Genomic DNA, 25,268 nt, shown 5'->3' on the forward strand with positions numbered 1-25,268 from the left:
TTTGATATGGGCCGCTATTGGGTAGCTGGAGCCACGGGCTTCTTGGGCAGTCACTTGGTGCGCCAACTGCGCGCGGCGGGGCACGAAGTGGTCGCCGTGAGCCGCAGCGGAGGAAAGATCGACGATCTGACGGTGCACGCCGTCGACATCCTCGACGAAAATGCCGTGGGGAAAAGCGCTCAGGGGTGTGAAGCTGCGTTCTTGTGCACCGGCAAGGTGAGCCGCGACAAGGACGACGCAGCGGCGCTTCACGAGCTCCACGTCACCGGTACCAAGCGCGCGCTGGCGGCGCTCAAGGGGGCCGGCATCAAGCGCGTCGTCTACGCCAGCACCTCGGGCACCATCGCTGTTGGCCGAGACTCCGACTGCTTGTTCACCGAGCGCGACCACGCGCCGTTGGATATCATCGCGCGCTGGCCGTACTACCGCACCAAGCTGTACGCCGAACGTGAGGCGCTCGAGGCCATCACCAGTGACTTCGAGGTCGTGATCGTGAACCCCACGTTGCTCCTCGGCCCTGGTGACGAGCGCGATTCGTCCACGGGTGACGTGAAGAATTTCCTCGAGCGCAAGGTGCCTGCCATCCCCGGCGGTGGGATGAGCTTCGTCGACGTGCGCGATGTGGCGAGCGCGATGATCACCGCGCTCGAGAAGGGCGAGAGCGGCGAGCGCTACCTCTTGTGCTCGAAGAACCTGACTATCGCTGCCTTCTTCCAGCGCCTCGAGCGCCTAACCGGGATCCCGGGGCCAAAGCTCCGGCTGCCGAAGACGCGCGCCTTGGCGATTGGGGCGAACAAGCTCTTCAGCCGTGCCATCGAAGCCGTCGGTGGCACGCCGCCGGTCGACGAGATCAGCGTCGAGATGGCGCAGTACTTCTGGTACTGCGACTCATCGAAGGCGGAGCGCGAGCTGGGTTTCAAACCGCGGGACCCCGGTGAGACGCTGCGCGACACGGTGAACGACCTCGTGGAGCGCCGTGCGGCGTTTCCCGACGGAGCCGTCGTGCTCTCTCGGCCGCCCGCCACGCTCTGAGGAGCTCTTCAATTTTTGGGGGGAGGCGCGGTGAACAGTCTCCTCGCGCCATCTCTGGCGTGCTGCTCAGCCAGAGTGCCCGCTAAGAAGCCCCTCACACGTCTTGGACGTCCTCAAGCGGACGCTGCTGCCGTCTTCCATCTGGAACTCGCAGTCGATTTCACCCCGCAGTAGGGAGGCCACAGCAGCGCAGACCGCGTCGTACGCCCGACCCTCTTCACTCACCCAGAGGTCGACGTGAGTCGTCCGTGAGACTGAGCCGCAGCCGTAGCAGGCCTCATCAAGCCCTGATCGGGCACAGGCCTGAGCTAGGCGCTTGAGTCGCTGCGCTACCTCCACCACGTCATCTCCCGCTACGCACAGCCGCATGCGCCGTCGTTGGTCGGTCATTTCCCCTCCGACGTTCAGACTAGCCATTTCGCCACAGGTATCCAAACCCACACGGCGCCAAAGACCTTAATTCTCCGAGGAAAAGGCGCATGCTTTGCGCGACCTGCCAGGACCGCATGCGGCAAGGTATGGCGAAGCGGACAGATGTCTTGCCCCGTTCGGCACCGGATGCTGCATCCCTCCACGCAGCGTGGCTCGAGATGGTGTTTCCGGGAGGATAGAGGAGCGGAGCGCCGCGCCTCACCCCCGCCGGAGGCCGAGCTGCGCGCGCAAGCGCAAGTACTCCGGACTGACCGCGAAGCGCACGAGCGCCTTGCTGCGCTCAGCGCGTGTGGCCACCTCATCGCCTTCTTCGGCCTGACGGAGCACTTGCAGCGCCGTTGGCAGGTCGTCGCAGAGCAAAAAGCCCGCGCGGTCTGCGGTCAGGTCGATACCACGCATCCAGCGCCGCAAGTCGAGCGCGGCTCCTTGTTGCAACAGCTCACTCACGATCTGACCCAGTGCCTGGCGCCGCTCCTGGGTGAACTTGCGTTCGATGGCGATGCTCGCCCCCTGGGACGCTTCGGCGATGTCCTTGGACACGGGGAAGCGAGGCGCGAACAGGCGAATGGCACCGGAGAGCCACGCGCGTAGCTCCTTGTGACTCGAGACGAGGTGTCTGACATAGAACCCCGGGCGGAAGTAAGTGAGGGCCCGCGCGCTCTCGAAGCTGAAGGTGCGGCTCCTGCCGCGCAGCTCGAGCGCCCCTTGACCGAGCGAGATGCAGGGTGGTGTCGCGTGCAAGAGGCTCAAGCTGCGCGGGTCGTTGGAGTTCTGATACAGCCTAGGCAGCGTTACCCCGAGGCAACGGGCGTCGTGGCTCAGCGTGTACACGCCGGGAACTCGCGCCGCCGGGTCAACGCCGTGGTCCTCGCTGTAGCCCAGCTGGTCCAGAGGCGTGCCGCGCACCTCGAGGACCGTGCCTTGGAGCAAGGCGAGCACCCCGGTTAGCAAGCGATCGGCATCTTCGTGCATCAGCACGCTGAGCCAGTCTTCGTGGTTGAGCTGGCTACTGACCGTGGGTGGCTCTCCCGGACGGCCCTGGCGGAAGTACGTCGATTCTTCCGGGCTCGCCTGGTTCAGCGCGTACAACGCTTGGGAAACGCACCACGTCGAATCCGAGTCGCGTTGCCGTGAATACAGCTCGAAGAGTGAGCGATAGATGCTGACCCGGTACGGGTCCTTGGCGAGTACGGCAGCGTGGGTCGCGAGCGCCTTGTCGAGGTAGCGGGCAGGGTCACGAGCGTAGAGTCGCGCCAGGCGTTCCTGGCGGTGAATGCCGTCTGGTGCGAGCTGAAGCGCAGCGTCGGTGATGGCAATCGCTTGATCGACGCGTCCGAACTGCTGATCGTAGAGCAGTGCTAGCTCGTCCATCAGCTCGAGCATGCGCGCCTGGTCTCGCGCATCTGACGCGCGCTTGAGCTGATCTTTCAGGAGCTCCTTCAGTGCATCGAAGTCTCCCCGTGCGCGCACTACGTCCATGGTGCGCGCCTGCACTCCTTCGAGGCTGGGATCGAGTCGCATCACCTCCTGATACAGCTCGAAGGCTTGCTTGAGGTCGTTGAGTTCATCCTGGCACAGGTTCGCTGCGGTCATCAGGTACTTGGCCCGCTGCTTCTGGTCGCTGACCAGGTCCGCGAGCTCCAGGATCACATCCACGAGGCGTGCCCAGTCTTTCCCTTCGGAATATAGGCGCATCAGCTTGAGCAACACGGCGCGATCGCCTGGGCGCTTTGAGAGCGCGCTCAAGTAGTTCTGTGTCGCGTACTCACTGTCCGAGAGGCGGTCCGCGGCCACGTCACCGATCTGAACCAAGATCTCGAAGTGCTCGCTCGAAGGCGCCAGCTGCAGGAGCTCGTACAGCGTCGCCAGCTGTTCGCGGTGCGCGCCCCGCTTGCCTTGGAGTTCGCCCAGCGAGCGCAACGCCCGGTACTCGTCCGGGTTCTGTTTGAGGGCCTCCCGGAGCTGGGTCTCCGCGGTGTCCAGGTCGCCGCTCTTGAGCGCGCTCTGTCCTACCAGGAGCTTCAGCTCGGCGCGCTCGTCGGGGTCGAGGCGGACCTCGGGATCGTGGAGCAGCTCCCAGTAGAGTTCAAAAGATTTCCTCGCGGATCCATGCTCCAGGCTGAGGTCCGCTACGAAGCGTCGTTCGGCCTGGGTGCGAGACAGCTGGAGCAGGCGGTCCGCCTCGGCGACGGCGCTCTCGGCCTGTCCGGTGCGAGCCAGCGCTTCGGCGTAGTTGCGCTGAAATTCGAGGCGTTGATCCGGGGAGAGCTGGGAGCTACGGCTGAGCAAACTCTCGAGCAGCTTCACCGACTCGGCGAAGTCCTCGCTCTGGTGGCTGATCCTTACAAGGATGCTGTGGGCTTGGAGGTTCTGGCGATCGAGGTCCAGTGCTCGCCGCGCTTCGGCGTAGGCGCGCTTGCCATCTTGCGCTTGCTCCCAGAGCAGTGCCGCGCGGCGAGTGCGGAACGCAGCCTGCTGAGTCGGCTTGAGGTCTTCCTTCAGCGCGCGCTCGTAGATCCCGAGGGCAGATTCGAGTTCTCCCCGGGCGACGTACGCGGTCTCCAATGACTCCAGCACTTCGGCGTGGGTCGGCTCGGCCTGCAGGGCGAGCTCGTAGCGGGAGATCGCGAGATCACCGTCGCCGCGGTCTTCCAGCAGGCGCGCGGCGCTGACGTAGTGGCGCGCGCGTTCTGCGGGCGTCTCGGCCTTCTTCGCTAGCGCTTCAACCGCCTCTAGCGCTTGGTGCGAGTCTCCGCTGCGCGCGCGGAGCTCTGCTAGCGCGCTGAGGGCCTGAGTGTTACCGGGGTCGAGCTCGAGCACCTGTTCATAGGCGAAGATCGCGCGGTCCTCGACCTGCGCCTTTTCCGCTAGGATTTGAGCAAGCTCGAGCCCAAGGCGCACGCGGTCGGCCTTCTGGGTGGCGGCGTCCAGACGACGCTCGTACACGATGGCGACGTCGCTCCAGCGCTCGAGTGCGGTGTAGTGGGTGACCAGCGCGGTCAGCGCATCTTGGTGGTTCGGTTCTAGATCCAGGAGGTTTTCGAGAGCATCCGCTGCGCGCGCGTGATCCAGGAACTCTTCGCCGTGGATAGCGGCGACGCGTGACCACAGCGTGGTCTTCTGGCGCGGCGTCACCGAGACCCTCAGTTGAAGCTCCAGGTTTGTCAGCAGGTCTGTCCAGCGCTCGAACTGGGAGTAGAGCCGATCGGCGCCTTTCAGCGCGTCGATGTGGGTGGGGTCTACTTCGATCACCGACTCATAGGCTTCCAAGGCCCGAGCGGGATTTTTCAGGGCGAACTCGCAGACGTCCGCCACCGCCAGCAACAGCTCGACACGCTCTTCCGGAGCAGCGAGTTTCAAGCGCCGCTCGAGCACCACGAGGCGCTCGGCGTGGCGACCCGCAGAAGCGTACAGATGATCGAGTCCGGCGCACGCGGCGGGGTGGTGGGGATCTTCCTCCAGGACCTGCTCGAACAACGCGCGGGCGCTCTCGGCGTCGTTCATCTCGGTGGCCAAGAGTTCCGCCGCTTGGGCGCGGAAGTCTCGCGCCTCAGCGGGAGTGGCAGCGGCGTCGGCGCGGGCGGTGAGTACCATTCCGAGCTCAGGCCACTGCCGAGCTTGGCGGTAGAGCTGGGTCATGCCTTCGAGCGCCACCGAGTTGGCTGGATCGAGCGCGATCGCTTGTTGGTAGCAGGGGAGCCCGAGATCTGGACGGCTGAGCTGCTTGCTGTACCAGGCGCCGAGGCGGTTGAGCAGCGCGACGCGCGCCTCTGCCGGTTGGTCGCTGCTCAATGCGTCGACCAGGCTCTGCACCCCTTCGGTCCACGCCTCCGCGCGCTTCCCCGCTAGCCGCTCCACTTCATCGGCGTACTCGCTTGAGAGCGGATCTTCTGCAAACGCCTGAGCGAACGCCACCAGCGCTTGGGTCGCGTCATCCAGATCGTTCTTGTAGATGCGGCCGATCTCGGCGAGTGCTTGTGCGCGCTCACTGGGGCTCGTCGCGAGTTCGCGACGCTCTAGCAGCATCTCGATCAAGGCTTCGTGCTTGCCGAGGCGACGGCGTACGCGCTCCAGGGCGGCGAGGGCGGGACCATCGGCCGCGTCCGCTTCCACGATGCGCGCGTAGCAGCTCTCGGCCTTTTCGAGGTCGCCGCTCGCTGTCTCGAATATCATTGCCGCGCGGAATAAAAGGCGTTTCTGGGCGGTGCGCGAGCCGCGAGAGAGGCTCGCGGCAAGACTCGACGCGACCCACACCAGACCATCCGCGATACGCCCAGGATCTGCACCCTGGTCGACAGCGCCTTCCACCGCCGCGAGCAAATCCTCGGAGCCTGGGTTTTCGAGCAAGGCGCTCAAGCGCTGCTGAATTTCGGCTTCTGCGATCTGGTAGGCGGCGGGCACCTGGGCACGGCGTCCAGCGCGCTCCAGGGCGTCGATGACCTCTCGCGCGTTCCGGGGCCGGCGCTCGGGGTTGCGATCCATCAGCGCCGCAATCAAGTCGCTGATGGCTGTGGGAACACTGCCGGCGGCCGCGACCCGCGCCAGCGCCGGAGGATCCTGAGTCAAGCGCTCGAACAGCCCCTGGGCGCTACGAGTCGCGTAGGGGGGGCGACCGCTCATCAGCTCGTAGGCGAGCGCACCGACAGCGTAGAGGTCGCTGCGCGTATCGGGTACGTGCCCCTGGATCTGTTCTGGCGCCAGTCCGTAGCAAAGCAGATCCAGGCGGTCACGGCCCCATCCCGGGATGGACGCAACCAGGAAGCTCGAGCCTGCGCCGAGCGCCATCAACGACGGAGCCGACTGAGAACCCTCGTTGAGCAACACGTTCTGTAGCGTCAGAAAGCCATGCGCCGTCGCTGCATCGTGCAAGGCAGCCACAGCATCGAGCAAGGCGTGCAAGATCCAGCGAGCACCCTCAAAGCCTCGCGGGCCGTGCAACGTCAGCGACTCCGCCAACGACATACCGACGAAGTGATCCTGGATGACCACCATGTGTTCCCCCAGCGGGCCCGCGAGCACACGGCGCGGGAGCGCGGGGTGGGGGATGCTGCCGCTGATACGCGCCGTGGTCAGGAAGCGCTGCAGGCCACGGCGGTCGAAGGTTGCTTCAGGGCGCAGTACCGAGAGCCGGCGCTTGCGTCCTGCTTGGGCAGCCAGCTGGCGCAAGTCCAGGTTGCCCGTGAGTTCGACGAGGTTCCGCTCGCGAGTGATCGTGTCTTCTTTTGGTGGCGTCGTGGGATCTTCGCCACCCTGGGCGGCCTCGACCAAGTAGCTGGTCTCGATGGCTGTTTCCCTGAGGATTTCAGCCACGCGATAGTCACCCAGGCGCGAACCTACCGGCAGACTCGGCGCTCCGGAGAGACCAAGGCGGCGCAGGCCTTCGAGCTTCTGACGCGCATCGGGGCGCTGCGCCGAGACGGCGTCGCACAGCGCTTCCACGGCGTCCAAGGCGAGGGCCCGCAGCACCAGAGCGCGAGCAAACGAGCCCAGGCTCTCCTCTCCCCCAATCGAGCTTGGATCCAGCCCCATCAGGTTTTGACTGAGCTCTTGGAGCTCAACCAACTCGAAGCGACTCTCCAGCTCCGCGATCAGCTGTGTGGTGTTCATTGTGTGGCTACCGCTAATGACCAGCCCGCTTTACGCGGTCGGGCGCTCTCCCGGGGGCATCGTACAGGCAACCAGCGCACTGCCCGCTCAGAAAGCGGTGAGCTACGACGCGTCAAATGCGAGGCAGCGGCCAGGAACGCGAACAGCTCACGACGCGCCGCTCAGGGCACAGCGAAGCGTATGACGCCCGCGTCATCGCTCTTCACGCCGCTCCCAGGCTCGATGCTCAGGACGAGGGCGTCGCCGGACTTCTTGGTTCCCAGCTTGAAGTCGCTGTTCGGCTTCAACCCTGCAACGAAGATGAGCTTGGTCTGGGCCGGCACGCTGAAGTTTGCCTTGGGCGCATCGCGCTTGGTCGAGAACGCGACCGCCGAAGGCCCTAGGCTTGCGCCCACGAATTCATCCCCTTGACCCTGCTTGAAGCGTTCGGGCTTCAACGGCGAGTCCGCGACCTGGAGCACGTGCAGGAACTGCTGCTGCTTCTCTTTCGAGCCCGCCTCGGTGAGCAAATCGAACAGCATGGTCTCGCCGGAAGCCGGCTTCGACTCCCAGTCGTCGGTGACCTTGTAAGCCTCGGCACGGAGCTTGGCGTTCTCCGGCAAGAGCGCGCTGACGCGCACGTGCTGGCCACCCGGGGTCGTGACGTCAGCATGATCGCCTTCTACCTTGGGCAACGCCTCGAAGTGGAGCCAAGCTTGTTTGAATTGCTCCGCGCGCGCTGTGCGTACAGCGTCGTAGAAGACGATGGTGCTCGGTTCGAGCCATACCAGGTGGCGTTCCACCGCTTCGACGTCCTTCACGCCTTCGTACGCAGAGTTGTACATCCCGCCCATGCTGCAGTGGGTGGATACGTAGTCATTGCCAATGAAGGCACGCATCACCGGATCTCCGGTGTGCCCGAGTGCCCACTGGGACCCGGACTCCCAGAGCCCGCGTCGCCGCTTGTCTTCGTGGTGATCGGGCTTCGAGTTTTCCACGGCCAGCGTGTTGTGGGAGAGCGAGCGCTCGAACACACCGCCGTAGCCGACGCGCTCTTTGCTGATCCACTCGCCCTTCAGGTACAAACCGAAGTCGCCGGCGTCGCCGTGCTGGTGGTCGATCTCCGCCCAGCCGCAGTTGAAGTTGAACCAAGCGGCGTCGGGCTTCCAGCTCTGGCGAACGGCGAGCCGTCCGGTGCCGCTCGCGAGGTGGTGCGGCGGTAGCTTACCGCGCGGATCTTCCGCAGGCTTGGCCTTGGGATCGTAGAGCAGGAAGTAGAGAATCGCCTGACGGAAGGGCACCGAGCCGCCCTCGGCGCTGGCGCGCTTGTTCAGGTACTCGGCGCCACCGGCGGGTGTGTACTTTTGAATCCAGCGTGTCTGATCGTAGAGGGCCTGCTCACCGCGTAGCCTCGCGCTGATTCCGAGCGGAATGAACGAGTCGGCGAAATCGAAGAGCTCGTAGACCTCGCCATCGCCGGTCCATGCCGGGAGGTAAACCTGCGTACCGCTGCGTTGACTCTTTACGGTCCGCGGGCTGAGGGCGTTCAGGTAGGCCGGGACAAGCTCCTGCCAGAATGGGTTCTTCCAGCGCAAGACCTGCGTCCCGTAGCGCTCCTCGTTTGCTTCTCCAGCGGTCTCCAAGGCCAAATAGAGCTGCAGCAGGAAGGCTAGGCTGCGCGGGGCGTACTCGAAACCCTCAGGAGCGATGCCGCCCTTGGCGTCGTTCCGCAACACGGAGTCGGAGACGTAAAGCCAGGCGCCGGTTACGTTCTGCAAGTAGTCACGAAGACAGGGATACTGACGACCTGCGTCGGGCTCTTTGGGATCGTCGGCTGCGTCCAGAGCCAGCGCCATTAGCCCAAGATTCCGCGCGTGCGCCGTGTAGAAGTTGTTCGCGCCGTAGCGCCTCGCTTTGCGGTCCTTCAGGAGCACCGGGTCGTTCAGCTTCCCCACTGGCTCTGGGTGGTTGTAGTCGGTCACGGTGGCCTTCAGCTGCTCTTCGGCCCAACGCAAAAATACCGTGCGGATAAGTGCCTTGTCCTCCTTGGAGAGGTAGGGGTAGATCCAGTCGACAGTGAGCGGAAACGCTTCTCCCGCCCAACGGGAACGATCCGCCACACTGAAACGCGGTTCGGCGAGGGGATCGTCCTGCTTGTTCGCTTTGACGCGAGCGAGCATCGGGAGCAATACGCTCTTGGCCCGCTCCGCGTAGGCCCTGGCCTCGCCAGCGTCCTTTTGGAGCAGGGAGGCAAAGGCTAGGACCATCGCGGTCTGCTCACAGTAGCGGCCCTGGTAGGCGCACTGGTCGCTGCTTGGCATCCGCTTTTCGTCGACGTCCTGCTTGGCCTGTTCAATGACCGGACGCAGCCCTTGGGCGTAGATCGGGTTGTCAGGTGTGGCCCAGCTCCTCAGCTGGTCGAGATCCTGCTGGCGCACCCAGAGCCTCGGGTGCGTGGTGGTTGCGGGAGGGAGTTCCTGTACCGTCGTGGGTCCAGGCTTTTCCACGTGGGTAAGCTGAGCCGGAGGCGGCGTGTCGGCCCCGCTGTCCCCGCCCGAGCGCTTGCACGAGCTGCAGCCGACGATCACTCCCAGGGCGAGCGCGCCGAACGTCGAGGCGGAAACACCCGCGGAGACAAACTTTGGAAGCTTGGTGGTACGTCGCGAGAGCGTGGGTGTGGCGGACCGCGGCGCGCGCCTGCGTTGGCGGTCGCTGCCGAGCGTGGGCGGCGCTGGCGGCCGTTCCGGAGTCATGTGGGATGTATAAGGGATCAGGGCCGGTAGCGTGAGAGCAACGGGCTGCGCGATTTCGTGGGCCATTGCGTCGCTTTTCTCGCTGGTTGAGCCGTTCGTGCCTCCGCAGGCGGTCTCGGCACTCTGACCTGCTTCTTCTTCGCGTGGCCTGGACCCGCTGCTATATGATGAACGGACTGCCCGCAGGACGGTGTGCGGGTGTTCGGTGGTCGCGCCGCTCTCGGCGTGTAAGGACGATCTAGCTCGGATGCCCCCCAGCGACTCACAGGGAGGAAATCAACGCGGCGTTGCTCAGACGCCTGAGCGATCACGTCACGGCACCCTGGTGGTGGAGCCTCAGGATCAGCCCGACGCCGTGCCGGAGAAGCTCACCCCGGCCCCCGTCCGCTCCTTGAGTTCCAAGCCGCCGCCAGCGCCAGCCGCCTCGCGCTACCGCACTCATGTGGGGATTGGCGTGCCCACGCCGGAGCCCATGCCGGCCGTGCCTCCGGCGCCGCGTCCGGCAGCTGGAGCGCCACCGCCCCCAAGCACTCGCGGTGTTCCGCCCGCCAATCCAGGCGCGCTGCAACCCATCCGTCCGGCGCCCATGCAAGCGCCGAAGTCGAGTGCACCGGGCTCGAGCGCGCCCCGTCTCAGCACGCCGAAGTCCAGCGCGCCGGGCAACATGCCCTTCACCGCCGAGGACGAAGATGAAGCGACGGTCGTGATGGACCGCTCCGTCGCAGAGGCAGGTCGCTACAGTCTGGTTCCCGGACAGGATGGACGCCTCCATCCGAGCTCGCATCCACCGCGGCCCGCTGCGGGTACGCCGATCACGCCGTTTGTCAGCCCGGTTCCCCCGGCCAGTCCGGCCCCGCTGATGCAACCGACGCCCACCATCCCGGACAATCCAAAGCCACAGCCGCCGGAGCGCAAGCGCAGCTTCACCCCGACTCAGGTGGGGATGGCGCCCTTCGAGGAAGAGGAAGAGCCCCGCGCGAAGCAGCCTTCGGTAGCCGATTTGCTCGAGTCAGAGCTTGCCGCTCACGGGCTCGCAACGCCTGGCCCCACGGAGGTTGCCCCAGGTGCGGCGGCGTTGGACGCCAGCCCAAGCGGCAGTCACGTGGTTGCACCGGATGCAACCGGCCCTCGGCAAGCGATGGGTTCGATGGTCGATGGGTTCGGTCAACACAAGGCCTACGACCCAACGCGCGCCTATCCGGAGCTGCCAAGCGCAGCGCCCTATGAGCCCAGCCCGGCCTCCATGCAGGGTGCTCGGAGCGACGTCAGGGTCAACAAGTGGCTCTACCGCGCCGCAGTCTTTGGTGGCTTGATCCTGAGCATTGCGCTGGGGGTCGTTCCGATCCTGAAGCCAAGTCTTGCGCTGGTCGGCGCCGCCGCGCCCCTCGGCTTGTTCATCGGTTGGATCAGCCAGTTCGTGCTGCTCTACAAGTGCTGGAAGTCGATTCAGGACGGCAACGCCCGCACCACACCCGGTAAGGCCGTCGGCTTGCTCTTCGTGCCTCTCTTCAATATCTACTGGGTGTTCAACGTGCTCCCAGGCTTTGCGACGGACTTCAATCGCTACATCCAGCGCCATCGCGTGGATGCGCCACCGCTGAGCCAGAACCTGATCCTCGCGGCAATGGTCGTGCCGGGTCTCGGCGCGCTTCTGTGGTGGATCGTTATCGGGAAGCTGTGCGACGGTGTGAACGCCCTGCGGCGCTAGACGTTCTGCTTGGCACATCCCTCAACGTTGCTCCTCCCCCAAAAAAACGGGCAGTTCTGGCAGGGCGCGCGAAAAAGCCCTCGGGATCAAGCTTGATTCGAGGGCCTTGGCGCCACCTTTTGCGGCTTTCTTTTGGGGGAGAGGTGCGGCTTGGCTGCGCCGCAGCGGCTATCGCTCGCCCTCAGGGCACGAACACTTGGTCGCCGCGTAGCAGCACCAGGTTCATTTCCAGGTGCTCACCCTCGGCGAGCAGGTCGTAGCGGACAGGGATATGCCGGACTTTGCCGTCGGAGCCGATACGGATGATCTTCGTTTCCGCGGGGGAAGCGAACCGACTCGGGCCGCCTGCCAGGGCGACCGCCTCGAGCACCGTCAGGTAGCGCTCAGCGGTGATTACACCTGGCTGCGCGACGTTTCCTGACACCGTGACGCGGTAGCTGCGAACATCCGTGACTGCGACGGTGACCACTGCTGCCTCATCCTTGATGAAGACCGACATCTTCTTCTTGATCTCGTGCTTCAGCTGGGTCGGCGTGAGATCTGCAGCGTGGACGTCGCCGATCAGCGACATCGTGATGGTGCCATCGGGCCGTACCTGGATGTCCGTGTTGAGCTCGGGATTCTTCCAGATGCGAATTCGCAACGTGTCTCCCACCCCAATCACGTACTCGGCACGGCGCGGGTCCGGCTCCTTGGCGTAGGGGTAGTTGGGGAGCGGCGCACCGCAGCTGACGAGGCCAGTGGTTGCGAGCAGCACTAGCAGGAGCGCGAGAATGAATCGTTGCATGAGCCCGGCGCAGCCTAACCCGGAGGGCCCGGACCGCAAGAGAGAAGCCCGCCTACCGCTGTGCGCCGCTGGCTCCGCTGCGGAAAAGGCAGGCTTCCCGCGGCAACACGGACCGTTTGGGCTTCGCTCTCGGCACGCTGTCCGGCCTGGCAGTCTGAAGCCTGAAGACTCCGTCCCCAATCACCCAGCAAGGACCCACGGAGCAGGAAAGGCTGGCGAGAAGCGCCGCGCCTCGCGAAGATGAGGCGCCCTCTCGCGAAGCAGGGTTTCGTCTTTCGGTAGAGCGCTATTGCGCTCCCAGCTGTCCGCCCATGTTCGTTCTGCCCGGCCTACTGGCACTCCTGATCTTCATCTACGCGCGACCGTTCGACTTCATGCCGGCGCTGCGAGGAGTCCCGTTTCTCTATTTGTTCTTCGGTCTGGCGGTCTTTGGCTACCTCGTGGATCTACGCCAGGGGAAGACGGACCTGAGGAAGACACCGCACCTCGGTTGGGTGATCGCGTTCGTGCTGTGGTGCTTCTTCACCGCAGGCGTGAAGGCACCGGCTTCATTGGCTAGTGACGGTGTCCGCTTCGGCATCGCGGTCGTGATCTATTTCCTGATTGCCCACGGTGTCAGGACGTTCAAGGCCTTCGAGCTGTTCATGGGCACCATCCTGGCGTGCACGCTGTGGATCTCGGCGGTCTGCGTCCACATGGGCCTCCAGCCGCTGGAGTGCGTCGCCGTTTCGCCAGGAGAGGATCAGAACAGTTCGGGACGCCCAGACGGGCGCGCCTGCGAGTCGCCCGTCATTTGCTACCAGGATCCGCCAGACCCTGAGGCCATGTACCGCTGTGAGCACGCTGGTCTGCTGGGGGTCACCTCCATTGGCGGCGGTCGCGTCCGCTACGTGGGAGTCTTGCAGGACCCGAACGAGGCTTCGATGGCGGTGGCGATCGGCGTCCCACTTGCGTTCGCCTTCTATCAGCGGCGTCGCAACAAGAAGCGGCTCGCGCTCTTCTTGCTGACCTTCGTGCTGGGGGCGATGACGGTGGTCTACTCCGGATCCCGCGGAGGACAGATCGTCTTTCTGGCGACGATTGGCGTCTACTTCTTGGAACGCTACCGCTTGAAAGGGCTGATCTTGGGGGTGGTCTGCGCTTTGCCTGTGCTCGCGCTTGGTGGGCGCTCAGGTGGTGAAGAGAGCTCGCTCGAACGAGTCGAGAACCTCTACGTGGGCGTGCAGCTCTTCAAACAGTATCCGGTACTCGGAGTGGGCTTTGAACAGTTCACTCAGTACCACCACCTGACCGCGCATAACTCTTATGTGCTCGCGCCTGCGGAGCTCGGCTTCTTCGGCATGGTGGCGTGGCTCTCGGTGTTTTGGCTGACGATCAAAGTACCCCTCACGGTCACCCGCACGGTCACGGAGCCTGAGGGCGAAGTTGCGCGGATCTGGGCCATGGCGCTCTTGTCTTCCATGGCGGGGATGGCAGTGGGGATCTTCTTTCTATCCTTCAACTACCACTACGTGCTCTGGATCTACATCGGCGTCAGTGGGGCCTTCTTTGCCGCTGTGAAGCGCCACAAGCCGGACTTCAGGGTCACCTACGGCTGGAAGGACTTCCTGGGTATTGCCGTGGGGAATACAGCGCTGCTGTTGTTCCTGTTGGTGTACACCGCTCGCAAGCTGGCGTCTGGCTGAGCTACCGGCGGCCCGTACCGCGGATCAGCGCCCCATCGCCTTCAGCATCACGAGCGGGGTCTTGAAGATCACCGAGAGTTCGGTCGGCAAATAGGTGGAGAAGCTCTCCAACGCCGCCGTGTACGCCAAGTCGAAGAGAAGTTTGGCGCGCAAGTCATCAGCCAAGGCGCCTTCTGCCTCTTCTAGCTTGAACGGATTTTGCAGAGCCTCACGGAAAGCCGAGAGCGCGCTGCCCTCCGGAATCGCACCGGTGTATCCGAGGGAAACCTGGGCGAGCCCCGTCAGTCCGGGTTTGCAGTCCCGCATGCGTTCCTCGAAGTAGGGAATCGCGAGCGCAAGGTTTACCAGCAACTCCGGGCGCTCCGGTCGAGGGCCGACGAGGCTCATATCGCCCCTGAGGACGTTCCAAAGTTGCGGCAACTCGTCGATGCGGGACTTGCGCAGGAAGGCGCCCAGGCGAGTGATTCGCGGGTCGTTCTCCGCGGCCATCACGGCGCCGGTGTGCTTCTCCGCGTCTTGCCGCATGGTGCGGAACTTGAACAGCTTGAATTCCGTGCACTGGGGGACGGGGTTGGTGTCGCCGGGCTCCCTGGGAATGAGTCCTTTCGCCCGGATCTGCCCGAAGAACACCGGGCCGCTGGAGTCGTAGCGAATCGCAGCGGCGATCAGCGGATAGAACGGGAGCGTCAGTCCCAAGCCGACGCTGGATGCGACGACATCCAGGGCTCGTTTCGTCAGGCGCACGCTAATCGGAGGCATGAGTCCAGAGACTTCTCATGAAGGTACGAGCGCCGCAAGTCGCTCGCCCAGGATCGTCCGGCCGGTAGCGATTGCTTGGTCGCCGTGGCTCGACTTTGTTAGCCTGTCGTCAGGTCCGGTGTCGATCCGGCGACGGGGGAGGAGACGTGAAGCTGCTGCACTACGAGACCATCGGAGATGCGCTGCCGCCGCGGTGTCGAGCTGAAGGCTCTACCTGTTTGGCTGAAGGTGTCTCGGTCGCATGTCCGCATGGTTTGGAGACTCGCGCACCGTGAGTTCTCTCGTGGTGCTGCAGGTGCCGAGCGAAATCGTCTTCCGCGATTTGGCCACTCGCACGGTTGCCGCGGTCTGCAAGCTAGCGACGAAGGATGCGTCCGTTGGGGAGCAGTTTGGTCACGAGTTGGTGAGCGCCGTTGGTGAGGCGTTCAACAATTCAGTGCTACACGCCTATGAAAACCACTCAGGCGAGATCACGCTGCGCATCACCTACGACGATTGCCAAGTCAGTGTGGAAATCCTCGACCACGGCGACAGCTTCGATTTCGATGCGGCACCGGAGCTCGACCTCGCTGAACCTCAGGAGTCCGGCATGGGCTTGTTCATCATTCGTAGCTTCGTAGACGAGGTCAGCTACGAACCCGGTTCGCCGAACTGTCTGCGAATGAAGAAGCGTTTCGCCTAGCGGGTGGATCAACGTGCCACCGGGCACGCCCTGCAGGGCCGCTGGTGCGGTGGCAAGGCGTGGGCTGCGTGTCATGCTGCGCCCGATGAGCCCGCCGGCACACCCGACGCCTGAAGCTAGCAGCACTTCGACCTCACCCAGGGCCGCGCGCTATCTTCGCCGCTCGACGACACTGGGTACGCTCGTCGTCGCCCTGTTCTTGGGGGTGAGGTGCAACGGTTGCCAACGGGAGCAGCCCGTCGAACCCAAAGGCGCACCCAGCCTCGAAGCGCGCGTCAGCATCGTCACCGATGCCGAACGCATCGCGAGCAATGCCGGCGTGACGGCGAGCATGCGTGGTGAAGACAACCCGCTTTGGCAACCCGGCGGGAGCATCGATCTGGTTGGCTTACCCGGGGAGGTGGTTGGTTTTCAGGTCGTGGTGAGCGCAGGGAAACAGCCACTGCAGCAGATTCGCGTGGAAATTGAACGCGCAAGCGGACCGGCTACGCCAGAAGTCTCGCGCTTCTTGCTCCATGAGGTGCCCTTCCCGCGTCGCTCCGGCGGCAAGACGCCCGGAGAGTCGCTCGGGTGGGAGGCGCAAGCGCTACCCGCTGCGCCCCAGCCGGGGACGACCATTCCCGATCCGCTAATCCCTGTGGAAATTGCGCCGGCATGGGACCCGTACCCGCTCGAGATCCCGGCTGAACGCCAGCGGGTGATCTGGGTCGACGTCGACCTGACCGGAGCCGCGATCCGTGCGGGCTCCTATACCGCCGAGCTGGCGGTGTATGCGGGGAACGATCAGCTGTCGCGCATCCCGCTGACCCTGCGCGTTGGCGCGCAAACGCTGCCCTACGCGGCCGCGAAGACGATGCTCTACTTCGAGCCGGATCGCATCGAACAAAGGGTCGGCAACAGGCGGGCCGTCGACCAGTACCTGCAGCTGATGCACGCTCATCAGATCTCGAACATCCTTCCCATCACCAGCATGCGTGAGCTGGAGGCCGCGAAGGGTCTGCTTGACGGTAGTCTCTTTACCGCGTCAAAGGGCTACCGCGGCGCCGGTGCCGGGCAACCCAGCAGCGTGGTTGCCTTGGGCTCATATGGTGACCTGGGTGACCCTTCTAGCGAACAGGTAGCGCTGGTTGGGAAGATGCTCTCGCGACTCGAGGAGCTGGGGGTTCGCGACGAACCTGGCGATCGCGATGTGTTCCTCTACGCGGTGGATGAGCAGTGCGACAGCCCTCGCGGCAAGGACTGGAAGGCGGCGCTGCGACGGAGTCCTGACCCTCGCGTGCAGAAGCTTCGCGTAGGCCACACGTGCAGCGAGCCCCCCAAGAGTCAAGCTGTGGATCTCGTGATCATGTTCGCCAGCGAGTACTCGCCAGCGGCGCAGGCCGAGGCGAAGGAAGCGGGAAAGCACCTGTGGATCTACAACGGCGTGTTGCCTCAAACTGGGAGTTTCCTCACGGATGCGTGGCCAACGTCCTTGCGCGCCAACGGTTGGATACAGGCGAGCTACGGCATCGAGCGCTGGTTCTACTGGGAGTCGACGTTCTGGCACGACGGGAATCAGGGCGGGGAAGGCCCCTACGATCCGTTTGCCACCTCCGAAACGTTTCACAACCAGCACGCCGACCATTGCAATGGCGACGGGATGCTCGTCTATCCAGGACGCCAGAAGGACTACCCAGCCCACGATCTCGGATTCGACGGAGTCCTTGCGTCGTTTCGCCTGAAGCAATGGCGGCGCGGTATTCAGGACGCGGGCTACGTCGAGCTGGCCATGAAGAAGGACCCCGCAGAGACCAAGAAAGTACTCGCGGAGCGCATCCCCGAAGCTCTCAAGGCCGTGAGCGGTGAGAAGCGACCTCGCTGGGAGACCGGCGCGAAGGGGTGGGAGTCCGCGCGGAGACGTCTCTTCGAACTGCTGAACTCACCCTAGCCAGATCTCGCTCCCGCAAAGCCCTCACTTACATGGGGCGCTGTTGCTCAATCGTAGCGGCCGTTCATCAGCACCGTCCCAAGGATGTTCGCCGGGGCCAGGTGCTCTTGCGTGCGGATCAAGTGCGCCCCTTTGGTCATGCCCGCCATTGCGGTGAGGATCACGCCGTCCGTCGTGTCTTCGATGATGTTGACGTCAGCGGTGCCGAGCGCGCCGGGGCAGTCCACGATGATGTGTGCGTACGGCGCTTCCTTTAGCTGAGCCATTGCCGCGCGGAAAGCAGGTGCGTTGAGTAGCCAAGTGCCCTTGGAGCGCGGGTGAACCGCCAGCACGTGGAGGTTGTCGAAGAACGCCGCGACCACCCGCCAGGGTTCTCCGGGGAGATCTAGGTACCGCACCATCTGCTCTCCGAAGCAGTTTGGCGGGGCGAAACCCAATGCTTCACCGACGCGAGGGTTGCGCAGGTTGGCTTCCACCAACAGCACCTTGTCTCGTCCGTGTTCCGCCAAGGCCATCGCCAGGTTGATGGCGAGGGTGGTCTTGCCCTCATCCCGCCGGGGACTCGAGATGGCGATCGTTCGCGGATTGTTCACGCCCTTGAGCCGGTGGGCGAGCACGCGAAAGCCAGCCGCCAACTGTGAGTCGGGTGCAGTCACGAACGGCAGGACGCTTCGACCCTGGGGTGGCTGATTGTGGGTGGCTACGACGACCACGTTACGGCCGGCGGGTACGCTCAGGCTCTGCGGAGCCTGGCTCATCGGTGGCGTAGGAGGATAGACGCTGCCGGAGCCCTGGTTGGCGGCGGGGAACTGGGAGTCAGACATCACGATTGTCCTTTCGCATTATCCGCAGGGATCACATGGGCGATTGGACCTAGCTCCAGATTTCGGATGTCGAGTTCGTCGTAGACGCGGTCATCAAGAAACGCGAGAGCCACCGCCGCCAGTGCGCCGAGCACCATCACGGCCGCGAATGCTACGGCTCCGGTTCGCTTGGCTCCCCGCCGCGTGGGGCGCTTCGGTTCGTATGCTTCATCAATGACAACGACCTGGCTGCCTCCTCCGCTCGTCTCAACCTTCGCGACAATCGACGCGCGGAACAACTGGCGCTCGATTGCTTCATTGCGGTCCCGAGCTGCGTTGACATCACGGTTGAGGGATGTCCACTCGGTCTCTAGGGCAACGATGCTGTTGCTCTCAGTCGTAGCCTCTGCGTCCGCCTCAACGTCCTTGGTGGGGCTCCCCGTGCTGCCACGGGAGGCACGCGCCAGCGAGGCTTCGACTTGGGCGAGTTCCTTGCGAAGCTTGTTGATGTCCTCCGCCGTGGTCGGAGGAGCGGCGGCGACCGCCTTGGGCGTGATGGTCTTGGCATTGGCCTTCGCTGTAGCAAGCTGCGCCAGGGCGGCGCTGAGCTGGGCCTGTGCGGCAACGACGTCCGGGTGTTTTGCGGTGTAGTGCGCCTGCTTGTCTGACAAGTTCTCTCTGGCGCGCGCCACGCTGCTCTCGGCGCTTTGAATCGCTGCTTCGCTGGCAGGATCCAGACGCGCTGGCTCGGGCGGAGCGACGGGAGCGGTACCGGGGTTCTCAGCTTCCTTGATGCGTCGCTGGAGACGTTCGGCATGCCGCCGCAGGGTGGTGACGGGGTCCGTGGGTCTCGCCGACGTTCCCGACGCGGCCAGTGTATCCGCGCGGCTAGCGCGCACTGCGGCGCCCGTCGTGGTGGGACCCATGCTTGTCTCGAGGGCGAACTCGGGGTGGATCGCGAGAAACTTGGCGAGTGCCTGCTCCTGCGCCTTCAGCTCTTTCCCTGTGGTTTCGAGCTGGGCCTGGAGGAAGTTTTGGGTGCCTTCGGCTTCTTCCGCGCGGTATTTCCGGGCTTGTTCCACCATGGAGTCCGCGAGCGCCTTCGTTACCTCGAAGACGGTCTCAGCGGAGTCGCCCTGATACGTGATGGTGACGGTGTCACCTTCGCCGACCTGGCACTTGGTGTTGAGGCGCATCTCTTCGAGTCCTTCAACCATTCCCTGCGACTCCACGGTCTTGGGATACAGCTGATACTTCTCGATGATTGGCTTCAGGTTGCTGCGGCTCAGGAGCATCTCGCGCAAGCGCATGTTGCGTGCACGTTTGCTTTCGGAGGGCGTCGAGTTACTTCCGAGCAGCGTATCCGCCTGGATCACCTCTCGATAGAGCAACACCGTGCCCGATTCATACACCGGCGGAATCAGCTTCGGGACTAGGAAGAACGCTCCGATGGCCAGCGTGGCGGCCACGGCGAGCGCCGGCCAGTACAACAATGCCCGTCGCGCGATTTGCAACGTACGCTTGATCAGCGCGCGTGGTGTGAGTTGGCGTCGCTCTTCTTGCGACTCGGAACTAACTGGGGTCTGCATCGTCAGCTTTGGTGGTTCACGTGTTGTGGGCTACGGAGGCCTTGGTGCGCGCGACGAACGAGCCGCGATCGACGCCTTTGAAGGTCGGGATGTGCCCAAAGGGTTCCAAACCGAGGCGTCTCAGGCTGTTCACGTCGCGGACGCGGGAATCGAATGTTCCGACGCCAACGGCTGCGACGGGGAACACGAACAGAAAGCACGAGATGGCGAAGATGACGAGCACCTCGCGATTCGTCAGGAGGACCCGGGATTGCTTTCCCGGGTCCACGACTTCGAACCGCAGTCCCATGGCTTCGCCCTCGAACTGGCTCCGCAGTTGGAAATCGGTTCCGCGTTCGGTGTGGATTTTGATGTTGCGCTGCAGCTCTTCTATCTGCGACGCGAGGCGCACGAGTTCGAGCTTCGACTCTTCCTGCTCCGACCCTTCGAGTCTAGGCAGGTCCAACTTGATAGTTGCTTCGCGCTGGCGAGCCTTGAGCAGCTGTGCGCGCAGAATGTCGAGTGCTTGCTCTGCGGTGTGAGCGGCCTCCAGGGAGACGCTTTGTCGGGCGTTCTGCTGCTCCGTTTCCACCTGTTTTCCGAGCTGCCGCACCACGGCCAACGTTTGCTCCGGGTCGACACCAGTGTAGGTGATAGCGATCCGCGCGGAACGTGGGGGGTCTTCGCTGTACCGCTCTCTGGCGAAGTAGTTACTCACGACGTACAGCTCTATATCTTCGCGGAAATGTTCGAGCGCCAAGTTTGGGTCGATGCGGTACTCGCTCGGATACAAGTTGTTGTCGGCTATCAGCTTGAGTAACGCCCGGCGGGACAGCGCAACCTCGCTCAAGTGCTGCTGGAGCTGGTTGCTAGTAGGGGGAGCGGTGCTCATGTCCAAGTCCACCTCGGTGACACGCATCACGACGGTTGACTCGAACGTGCGTTGTTTTCGCGCCCGGTACCCAACGCCCAGCACGGTGATCACGCATGTGATCAACAGCGCTAGCTTCCAACGCACCCGCAGCCGAGCATAGACGCAGCGAAGCTCTTGCTTAGCGTCGGCCCAACCGGGTTCGTCGTCGATCCAGGAACGAGACACTTGGCGGCAGGGTAGCGTCGAGTCGCCGCCGCGTCGCGCAAATCCTCCTGCCGCGTCGCCCCTGAGCGGCTTGCGAGTGCGCCTCTTCGCGGGGGTCAGGTCGCCCGGCCACTCACCGAGTGCGGGACGCGGTCAAGACGTCCAAGACCGATTGAGCGCTTTCTCTCCAGTCGCCGAAACCCGCTTGTTTCGCGATGGCGAGTGGGTCGTGAGTGCGACTCAGCGCACGCTCGAGGGCGTCAGCGAGCGCCTTGGGGTCTCGGGCGGGCACGCACTCTCCCAGGGTTGGGTGGTTCAGCAAGGCTGGAATTCCACCCACGTTCGAGGCGACGACCGGACGTCCTGACACCAGCGACTCGATGATCACGTTGGGTGTTCCTTCAGCCCAGCTGGGGAGCGTCATGACATCGGAAGCACCGATCCAAGTGGGGATCGCCTCATGATCCAGCCGCCCCGGGAAATGCACTGGGAGGCCCGCTGCCTCCGCACGGTAAGCGTCCAGGGCGGGCCCATCGCCCAACATGATCAGCTCCACATCGCCCCGCCGCTGATGGAGCTGGCGAAAGGCCGCAAGGGCATCTCGACCGCCTTTCCGATCGATCATCAGCCCAATGAACACGACCCAGGGTTTGTTGCTGGTGATCCCTAGCTCGCGACGACACGCTTCGCGATCGCGTGGCCGAAACAGCTCCTTGTCCACGCCGTTCATGACGCAGTGGCTTGTCCTAGGGTCGGCACCGAGTTCGACTGCTCGGTCAATCAGGGCCTGACTCGGACCAATCACAGCGTCCGCCTCCCGTAAGGCCCAACTGACCAGTGGGCGTAGTGTCGGCATGCTGCCCAGCAAGTTGATATCTGTGCCGTGTACCTTGATCGTTGCAGGCGCGCCCAATGCCTTCCCGAGCAGCACGGCGGCGAAGCCGTCCGGGTAGGCGAACGCGCCGAGCACCGCGTCCACCTTGCCTCGCAAGTGGCGGATGCGAGGGAACAACGATGTTGCGTAGGTCAGGCCGGCGAGTGGATGCCCAACCTTGGGCACGTGGAAGACGCGTTGCTGGTGGTAGGTGAAGCCGTCAACGCTTGTGTTCGCGCGGATATCTGGCAGTGCCTCTCCATGTCGGAAACGACTTACGAGCGATTCCCCGGGGAACCAAGGGTGGCATACGAATAGGTCCACCTCACACAGCTTCGACAGCGCGACGAACTGATGGCGGTTGAACGGCGCCATGTTCGGGTTACGCTCACTCGGGAATATCTTCGTCGCGATCAAGACGCGCAAAGCCACTCCGCATGGGCAACCTGCGTGCTTCCACGCGCGGACACTCGAACCGGGCTCTCACAAAGCCCCATGAAGTGGGTTTTTCGAGAGCCTGAGCTGGTCGAGATGTGCGTGGGCACGGTTGTGTTGGTGCAGGGTGTGTTCACCCTTCTGCTAGCTCTGAAGGCCGAACACCTTGTCCAAGCGAAGAACCTGAAAAATGCTGAGCGGTTGGCCAGTCACACCGCGCACCTCGAAATGACCGCCATTGGCTCGGACGCGCTTGAATAGAGCAACGATCGCTCCGACTCCGGAGCTGTCGATCAAGCGTAGCTTCGCTAGATCGAGAACTACCTGCTTGGGCTTTTCGTCTGCCACCGCGTCCATCTGCGGCCGGACTTCCGGCGCGGTCGTGGCGTCGAACTCTCCGGAGATCTCCAGCAGCGTGATCTCGCCTTGTTTGGAACGCTTGAACTCCATCGTTTCTCCACCGGCTAGCCTACACCTCGGGACTGGCTCGGAAAGGATCTTTTGCCGGCGGGCGCCGGCTTGCTGCGGTGGCCGTCCGCGGCTCTCGCAGCGTCGGCGTTGCGATGGTTGGCGCCCAGCAGCGCTAACCACACTCGCCGCGCAGTATAGGCACGTGCGGCCAGTGGCGCCCAACACAAAAGCCTCGGGTCACGGGATGGATCCGGCGGCGTTTCGGTGCTCCCTTCCTCGCTTCACAGGCCGCTTACAGGACTGGCGGGGCCGCTCGTTGCTCACCAGGGCGGTTCGTGTTTCGCGTGAGCAGGCCGGGGCGCGTGTTCACTTGTCTGCGCCCGACTGTCGTCGCCTTGCTACTTGTCGGTCGCCTTGCTGACTTGTCGGTCGCCTTCTGACGTGTCGGTCGCCTTGCCGGTCTCGCGTGTGAGGTCGCCACTGCGGTTTTGGTGGTATGCAGCGATGGGCGTCGCGACAGCTCACGTGACTCGCATGGGGCGGGGGCCGACGTATGGGATGTGTTGGCGAGGAGAAGACCTGCGTGCGCGAAGTCCTGACCTATTGGGCCCTGGTACTGGTCTCCGTGCTGGGCGTTGCCAATCCGATTCGCCTGAGCGGCTCCCTTGCGCTGCTTGGGGATGCGCTGGCGGAGAGTGAACGCAGAGCCGCGATTCGACGCGCTTGCTTGCTTTCCTTGGCGCTGCTGTTGGCTGGCGCGTGGATAGGGAACCACGTCGTGCTGTACGTTGGGATCAAGACCGGGGGTTTCCGCGCTGCGTGTTCCCTACTCGTGCTGGCACTCTGCCTGAGCGAGGTCCTGCGAAACCGACCCCTCGGTGGTGGGTGGCCAGAGACACCAGGCGTTAGAGAGCTTGCCCAAGAGCTCTCGCTTTCGGGTTTGGCGGCAGCGCCCGTGCTGGGAACGGTGGTGATCTACTCGGGCGAGACCCAAGAGCTTTGGCGGCGTGGGGTCACCCTCAGCGCGGTGTGCGTAGCGCTCGGCTTGTCGTTCCTCTTGCTGCGACTCGGGCCGAAACTACTCGAGCACTTTGGTGAGCGAGGCATGCGGTGGCTCGGTCATGTATTGCGGCTGACCGCAGCAGGGTGGGCAGTCGACTTCTTCTCGATCGGAGTGCGGGACCTGCTACCTCTAATCACTTCCACCCCGCCTGCGCAATGAAACGCGTCCCGCTCCTCAGCTTACTCCTTGGCCCGCTCTCGTTGCTCGCGTGTGGCACCGTGCAGCAAGACGACGGTCCGCCGCCGGTGGCACCGATCACGCGTAGTAACGCCATGGCGTATGAGGCGAGCGGAGAACCGGCGCCATTCGTACAAGACGGAGAGCATGCTGTTGCCGCGCGGCAAGCTCTGGGAGTGGCTGGGCTCGACTTTGGCAAGGGTGTGCTCCTGGCATGCCCCGGGGTGAAGCCGCCGAGCTTTGACTACGAAGAAGCTCGCATGCAAGCGAGCCTCGAACAGAGCTTGGAGCAACTCGGACGCTGCGCGGCGGTGGGGAGGCTGGCGCAAAGTCGGCTGCGACTCCTCGTTTGGGACGCACCCGCAGGGGAAGCACTTCACGCGCTGTTGGTCGCCGACGGCGTTCAAGCCTCACGGCTCCAAAGCATCCCACAGTCTCCCCAGGGATCTCCAGCGGGCGACCGCGCGCCGGGCTCGGACGCCGGGCCGTCAACGGAGCCGGACGCAGGGCAGTCAGCTAGCGCCGAGCAGGATGGACCGGTGCAAGCCGAGTGGCTTCGGTCTCCGAAAGTGCGCATCGAGCTAGACCGCTAGCGCGTGTCCAACCCGCCGCGGTCACTAGGCGCGGGCGAGGCGCTTGGTCATGCGGATCTCGTTGCCGCGGGCGCTATGGATCACTTCATCCATGAACGTCCGAATCAACAGCAACCCGCGTCCATGAACGCGATCCAGGCTCGCCGCATCCTCAGGATCGGGCAGGGAGCTGGGGTCAAAGCCGCGTCCCTGATCTTGAACCAGGAACTCGACGTCGCTGCGCGTGATGCGCGCCACGACGCGCACTTTACGTGAAGCGAAGGGCTCCGTCTGCATGCGCTCTTGCGCCGCGCGGTCCCACTCACCTCCATCGAGCTCGCGCAGCTTGGAATCGAGTTCGAGGTTTCCGTGGTAGACCGCGTTGGCGAGGGACTCGCGAAGGGCAACTCCCACCTGAAGTAGCGTGGTGTCGTCGAAACAGCGCATTTCCGCGAGGTCTGATTCCAGGTGGCGCACGAGTGCGGCGAGCTCGCCCGGCGCGTTACCGACCTCGAATGTGGTCTGGGTCTCCGCGATTAGATCCAGAACCCGACGCTGATCCCGGGCAGGCCGCGTGAGCTCGAGGACGTCACGGATGGTGGACGCGAGCTCCCGCGCCAGATCGCGCTTGGGCACGTAGCTCGTCGCGCCCTTCCGGAGCGCCTTCACGGCCACGGACTCGCTGCCGTGCGCGGTCATCAAGATGACCGGTAACGCGGGGAAACGCGCGTGAGCGGTCTCGACCAACTTCAGCCCGTCCATCTCGGGCATGATCATGTCGGTGAGGACGAGATCGGGCCGTGCGTCTGCTATCGACTCGAGAGCCTGAGCGCCATTTTCCGCGAAGCTCGTCTCGAAACCTGCCTTCTCGAGCAGGCGACCTGCCAGCTTGCGATCGAGCGGCGAGTCATCGACGACGAGGATGCGTTGGGCCAT

Annotated in this window: 18 protein-coding genes; 7 read left to right on the top strand and 11 right to left on the bottom strand. The window is 64.1% G+C overall.

From position 1 onward, the window contains the following. The first annotated feature begins 6 nt into the window (after nt 1-6). Complete coding sequence (locus tag H6718_18315; GenBank protein MCB9587361.1) at nt 7-1,032, top strand: NAD-dependent epimerase/dehydratase family protein; 1,026 nt, start codon at nt 7-9, stop codon at nt 1,030-1,032. 66 nt (nt 1,033-1,098) lie between these two features. Here H6718_18315 and H6718_18320 read toward each other — a convergent pair whose 3' ends face one another. The 3 genes from H6718_18320 to H6718_18330 form a co-directional block, all read right to left on the bottom strand. Beyond that, entirely contained in the window at nt 1,099-1,449 is a 351-nt protein-coding gene (locus H6718_18320; GenBank protein MCB9587362.1) for a hypothetical protein, read from the bottom strand. A 213-nt stretch (nt 1,450-1,662) separates the two neighbouring features. After that, nucleotides 1,663-7,071, bottom strand: a complete 5,409-nt coding sequence (locus H6718_18325; GenBank protein ID MCB9587363.1) for a protein kinase — start codon at nt 7,069-7,071, stop codon at nt 1,663-1,665. A gap of 161 nt (nt 7,072-7,232) precedes the next feature. Next, nucleotides 7,233-9,803, bottom strand: a complete 2,571-nt coding sequence (locus H6718_18330) for a hypothetical protein (GenBank protein ID MCB9587364.1) — start codon at nt 9,801-9,803, stop codon at nt 7,233-7,235. A gap of 247 nt (nt 9,804-10,050) precedes the next feature. Between H6718_18330 and H6718_18335 the strand changes: the two genes are divergently transcribed. Then, entirely contained in the window at nt 10,051-11,511 is a 1,461-nt protein-coding gene (locus H6718_18335; GenBank protein MCB9587365.1) for a hypothetical protein, read from the top strand. A 181-nt stretch (nt 11,512-11,692) separates the two neighbouring features. Here the strand turns inward: H6718_18335 and H6718_18340 are convergent, their stop codons facing one another. Then, nucleotides 11,693-12,298 carry a polysaccharide biosynthesis/export family protein gene (locus H6718_18340; GenBank protein ID MCB9587366.1) on the bottom strand — a complete coding sequence of 202 codons (606 nt, stop codon included), beginning with the start codon at nt 12,296-12,298 and terminating at the stop codon, nt 11,693-11,695. Nucleotides 12,299-12,609: 311 nt separating this feature from the next. Here H6718_18340 and H6718_18345 point away from each other — a divergent pair, with 311 nt between their 5' ends. Beyond that, nucleotides 12,610-13,983, top strand: a complete 1,374-nt coding sequence (locus H6718_18345) for an O-antigen ligase family protein (protein MCB9587367.1) — start codon at nt 12,610-12,612, stop codon at nt 13,981-13,983. Nucleotides 13,984-14,007: 24 nt separating this feature from the next. Here H6718_18345 and H6718_18350 read toward each other — a convergent pair whose 3' ends face one another. After that, complete coding sequence (locus H6718_18350; GenBank protein MCB9587368.1) at nt 14,008-14,742, bottom strand: sugar transferase; 735 nt, start codon at nt 14,740-14,742, stop codon at nt 14,008-14,010. Between the two features lie 241 nt (nt 14,743-14,983). On the opposite strand from H6718_18350, the gene H6718_18355 reads away from it, so the two are divergent. Together H6718_18355 and H6718_18360 are read left to right on the top strand one after the other, a co-directional pair. Beyond that, a complete protein-coding gene (locus H6718_18355; protein MCB9587369.1) occupies nt 14,984-15,424 on the top strand; it encodes an ATP-binding protein in 441 nt (146 codons plus the stop codon). 85 nt (nt 15,425-15,509) lie between these two features. Further along, the gene (locus tag H6718_18360; GenBank protein MCB9587370.1) at nt 15,510-17,351 is read left to right on the top strand and encodes a DUF4091 domain-containing protein; all 1,842 of its coding nucleotides are present in this window, start codon (nt 15,510-15,512) and stop codon (nt 17,349-17,351) included. Between the two features lie 47 nt (nt 17,352-17,398). Here the strand turns inward: H6718_18360 and H6718_18365 are convergent, their stop codons facing one another. From H6718_18365 to H6718_18385, 5 genes are all read right to left on the bottom strand, one after another. Further along, nucleotides 17,399-18,175, bottom strand: a complete 777-nt coding sequence (locus H6718_18365) for a CpsD/CapB family tyrosine-protein kinase (GenBank protein MCB9587371.1) — start codon at nt 18,173-18,175, stop codon at nt 17,399-17,401. Further along, entirely contained in the window at nt 18,175-19,743 is a 1,569-nt protein-coding gene (locus H6718_18370) for a hypothetical protein (GenBank protein MCB9587372.1), read from the bottom strand. Before H6718_18370 ends, H6718_18365 begins: the two co-directional genes overlap by 1 nt. A 16-nt stretch (nt 19,744-19,759) precedes the next feature. Then, nucleotides 19,760-20,821, bottom strand: a complete 1,062-nt coding sequence (locus H6718_18375; protein MCB9587373.1) for a hypothetical protein — start codon at nt 20,819-20,821, stop codon at nt 19,760-19,762. Between the two features lie 112 nt (nt 20,822-20,933). Further along, nucleotides 20,934-22,049, bottom strand: a complete 1,116-nt coding sequence (locus H6718_18380) for a glycosyltransferase (GenBank protein MCB9587374.1) — start codon at nt 22,047-22,049, stop codon at nt 20,934-20,936. A 204-nt stretch (nt 22,050-22,253) separates the two neighbouring features. After that, nucleotides 22,254-22,559, bottom strand: coding sequence for an STAS domain-containing protein (locus H6718_18385; protein MCB9587375.1), 306 nt, complete (start codon nt 22,557-22,559; stop codon nt 22,254-22,256). Between the two features lie 544 nt (nt 22,560-23,103). Between H6718_18385 and H6718_18390 the strand changes: the two genes are divergently transcribed. Together H6718_18390 and H6718_18395 are read left to right on the top strand one after the other, a co-directional pair. Next, nucleotides 23,104-23,742, top strand: a complete 639-nt coding sequence (locus tag H6718_18390) for a hypothetical protein (protein MCB9587376.1) — start codon at nt 23,104-23,106, stop codon at nt 23,740-23,742. Further along, nucleotides 23,739-24,353 carry a hypothetical protein gene (locus H6718_18395; GenBank protein ID MCB9587377.1) on the top strand — a complete coding sequence of 205 codons (615 nt, stop codon included), beginning with the start codon at nt 23,739-23,741 and terminating at the stop codon, nt 24,351-24,353. The genes H6718_18390 and H6718_18395 overlap by 4 nt, the downstream gene beginning before the upstream one ends. A 24-nt stretch (nt 24,354-24,377) precedes the next feature. Here H6718_18395 and H6718_18400 read toward each other — a convergent pair whose 3' ends face one another. After that, on the bottom strand, nt 24,378-25,268 hold the full coding sequence (locus H6718_18400; protein MCB9587378.1) for a response regulator: 891 nt from the start codon (nt 25,266-25,268) through the stop codon (nt 24,378-24,380).

Source organism: Polyangiaceae bacterium, assembly GCA_020633205.1.
GTDB lineage: Bacteria > Myxococcota_A > Polyangia > Polyangiales > Polyangiaceae > JAHBVY01.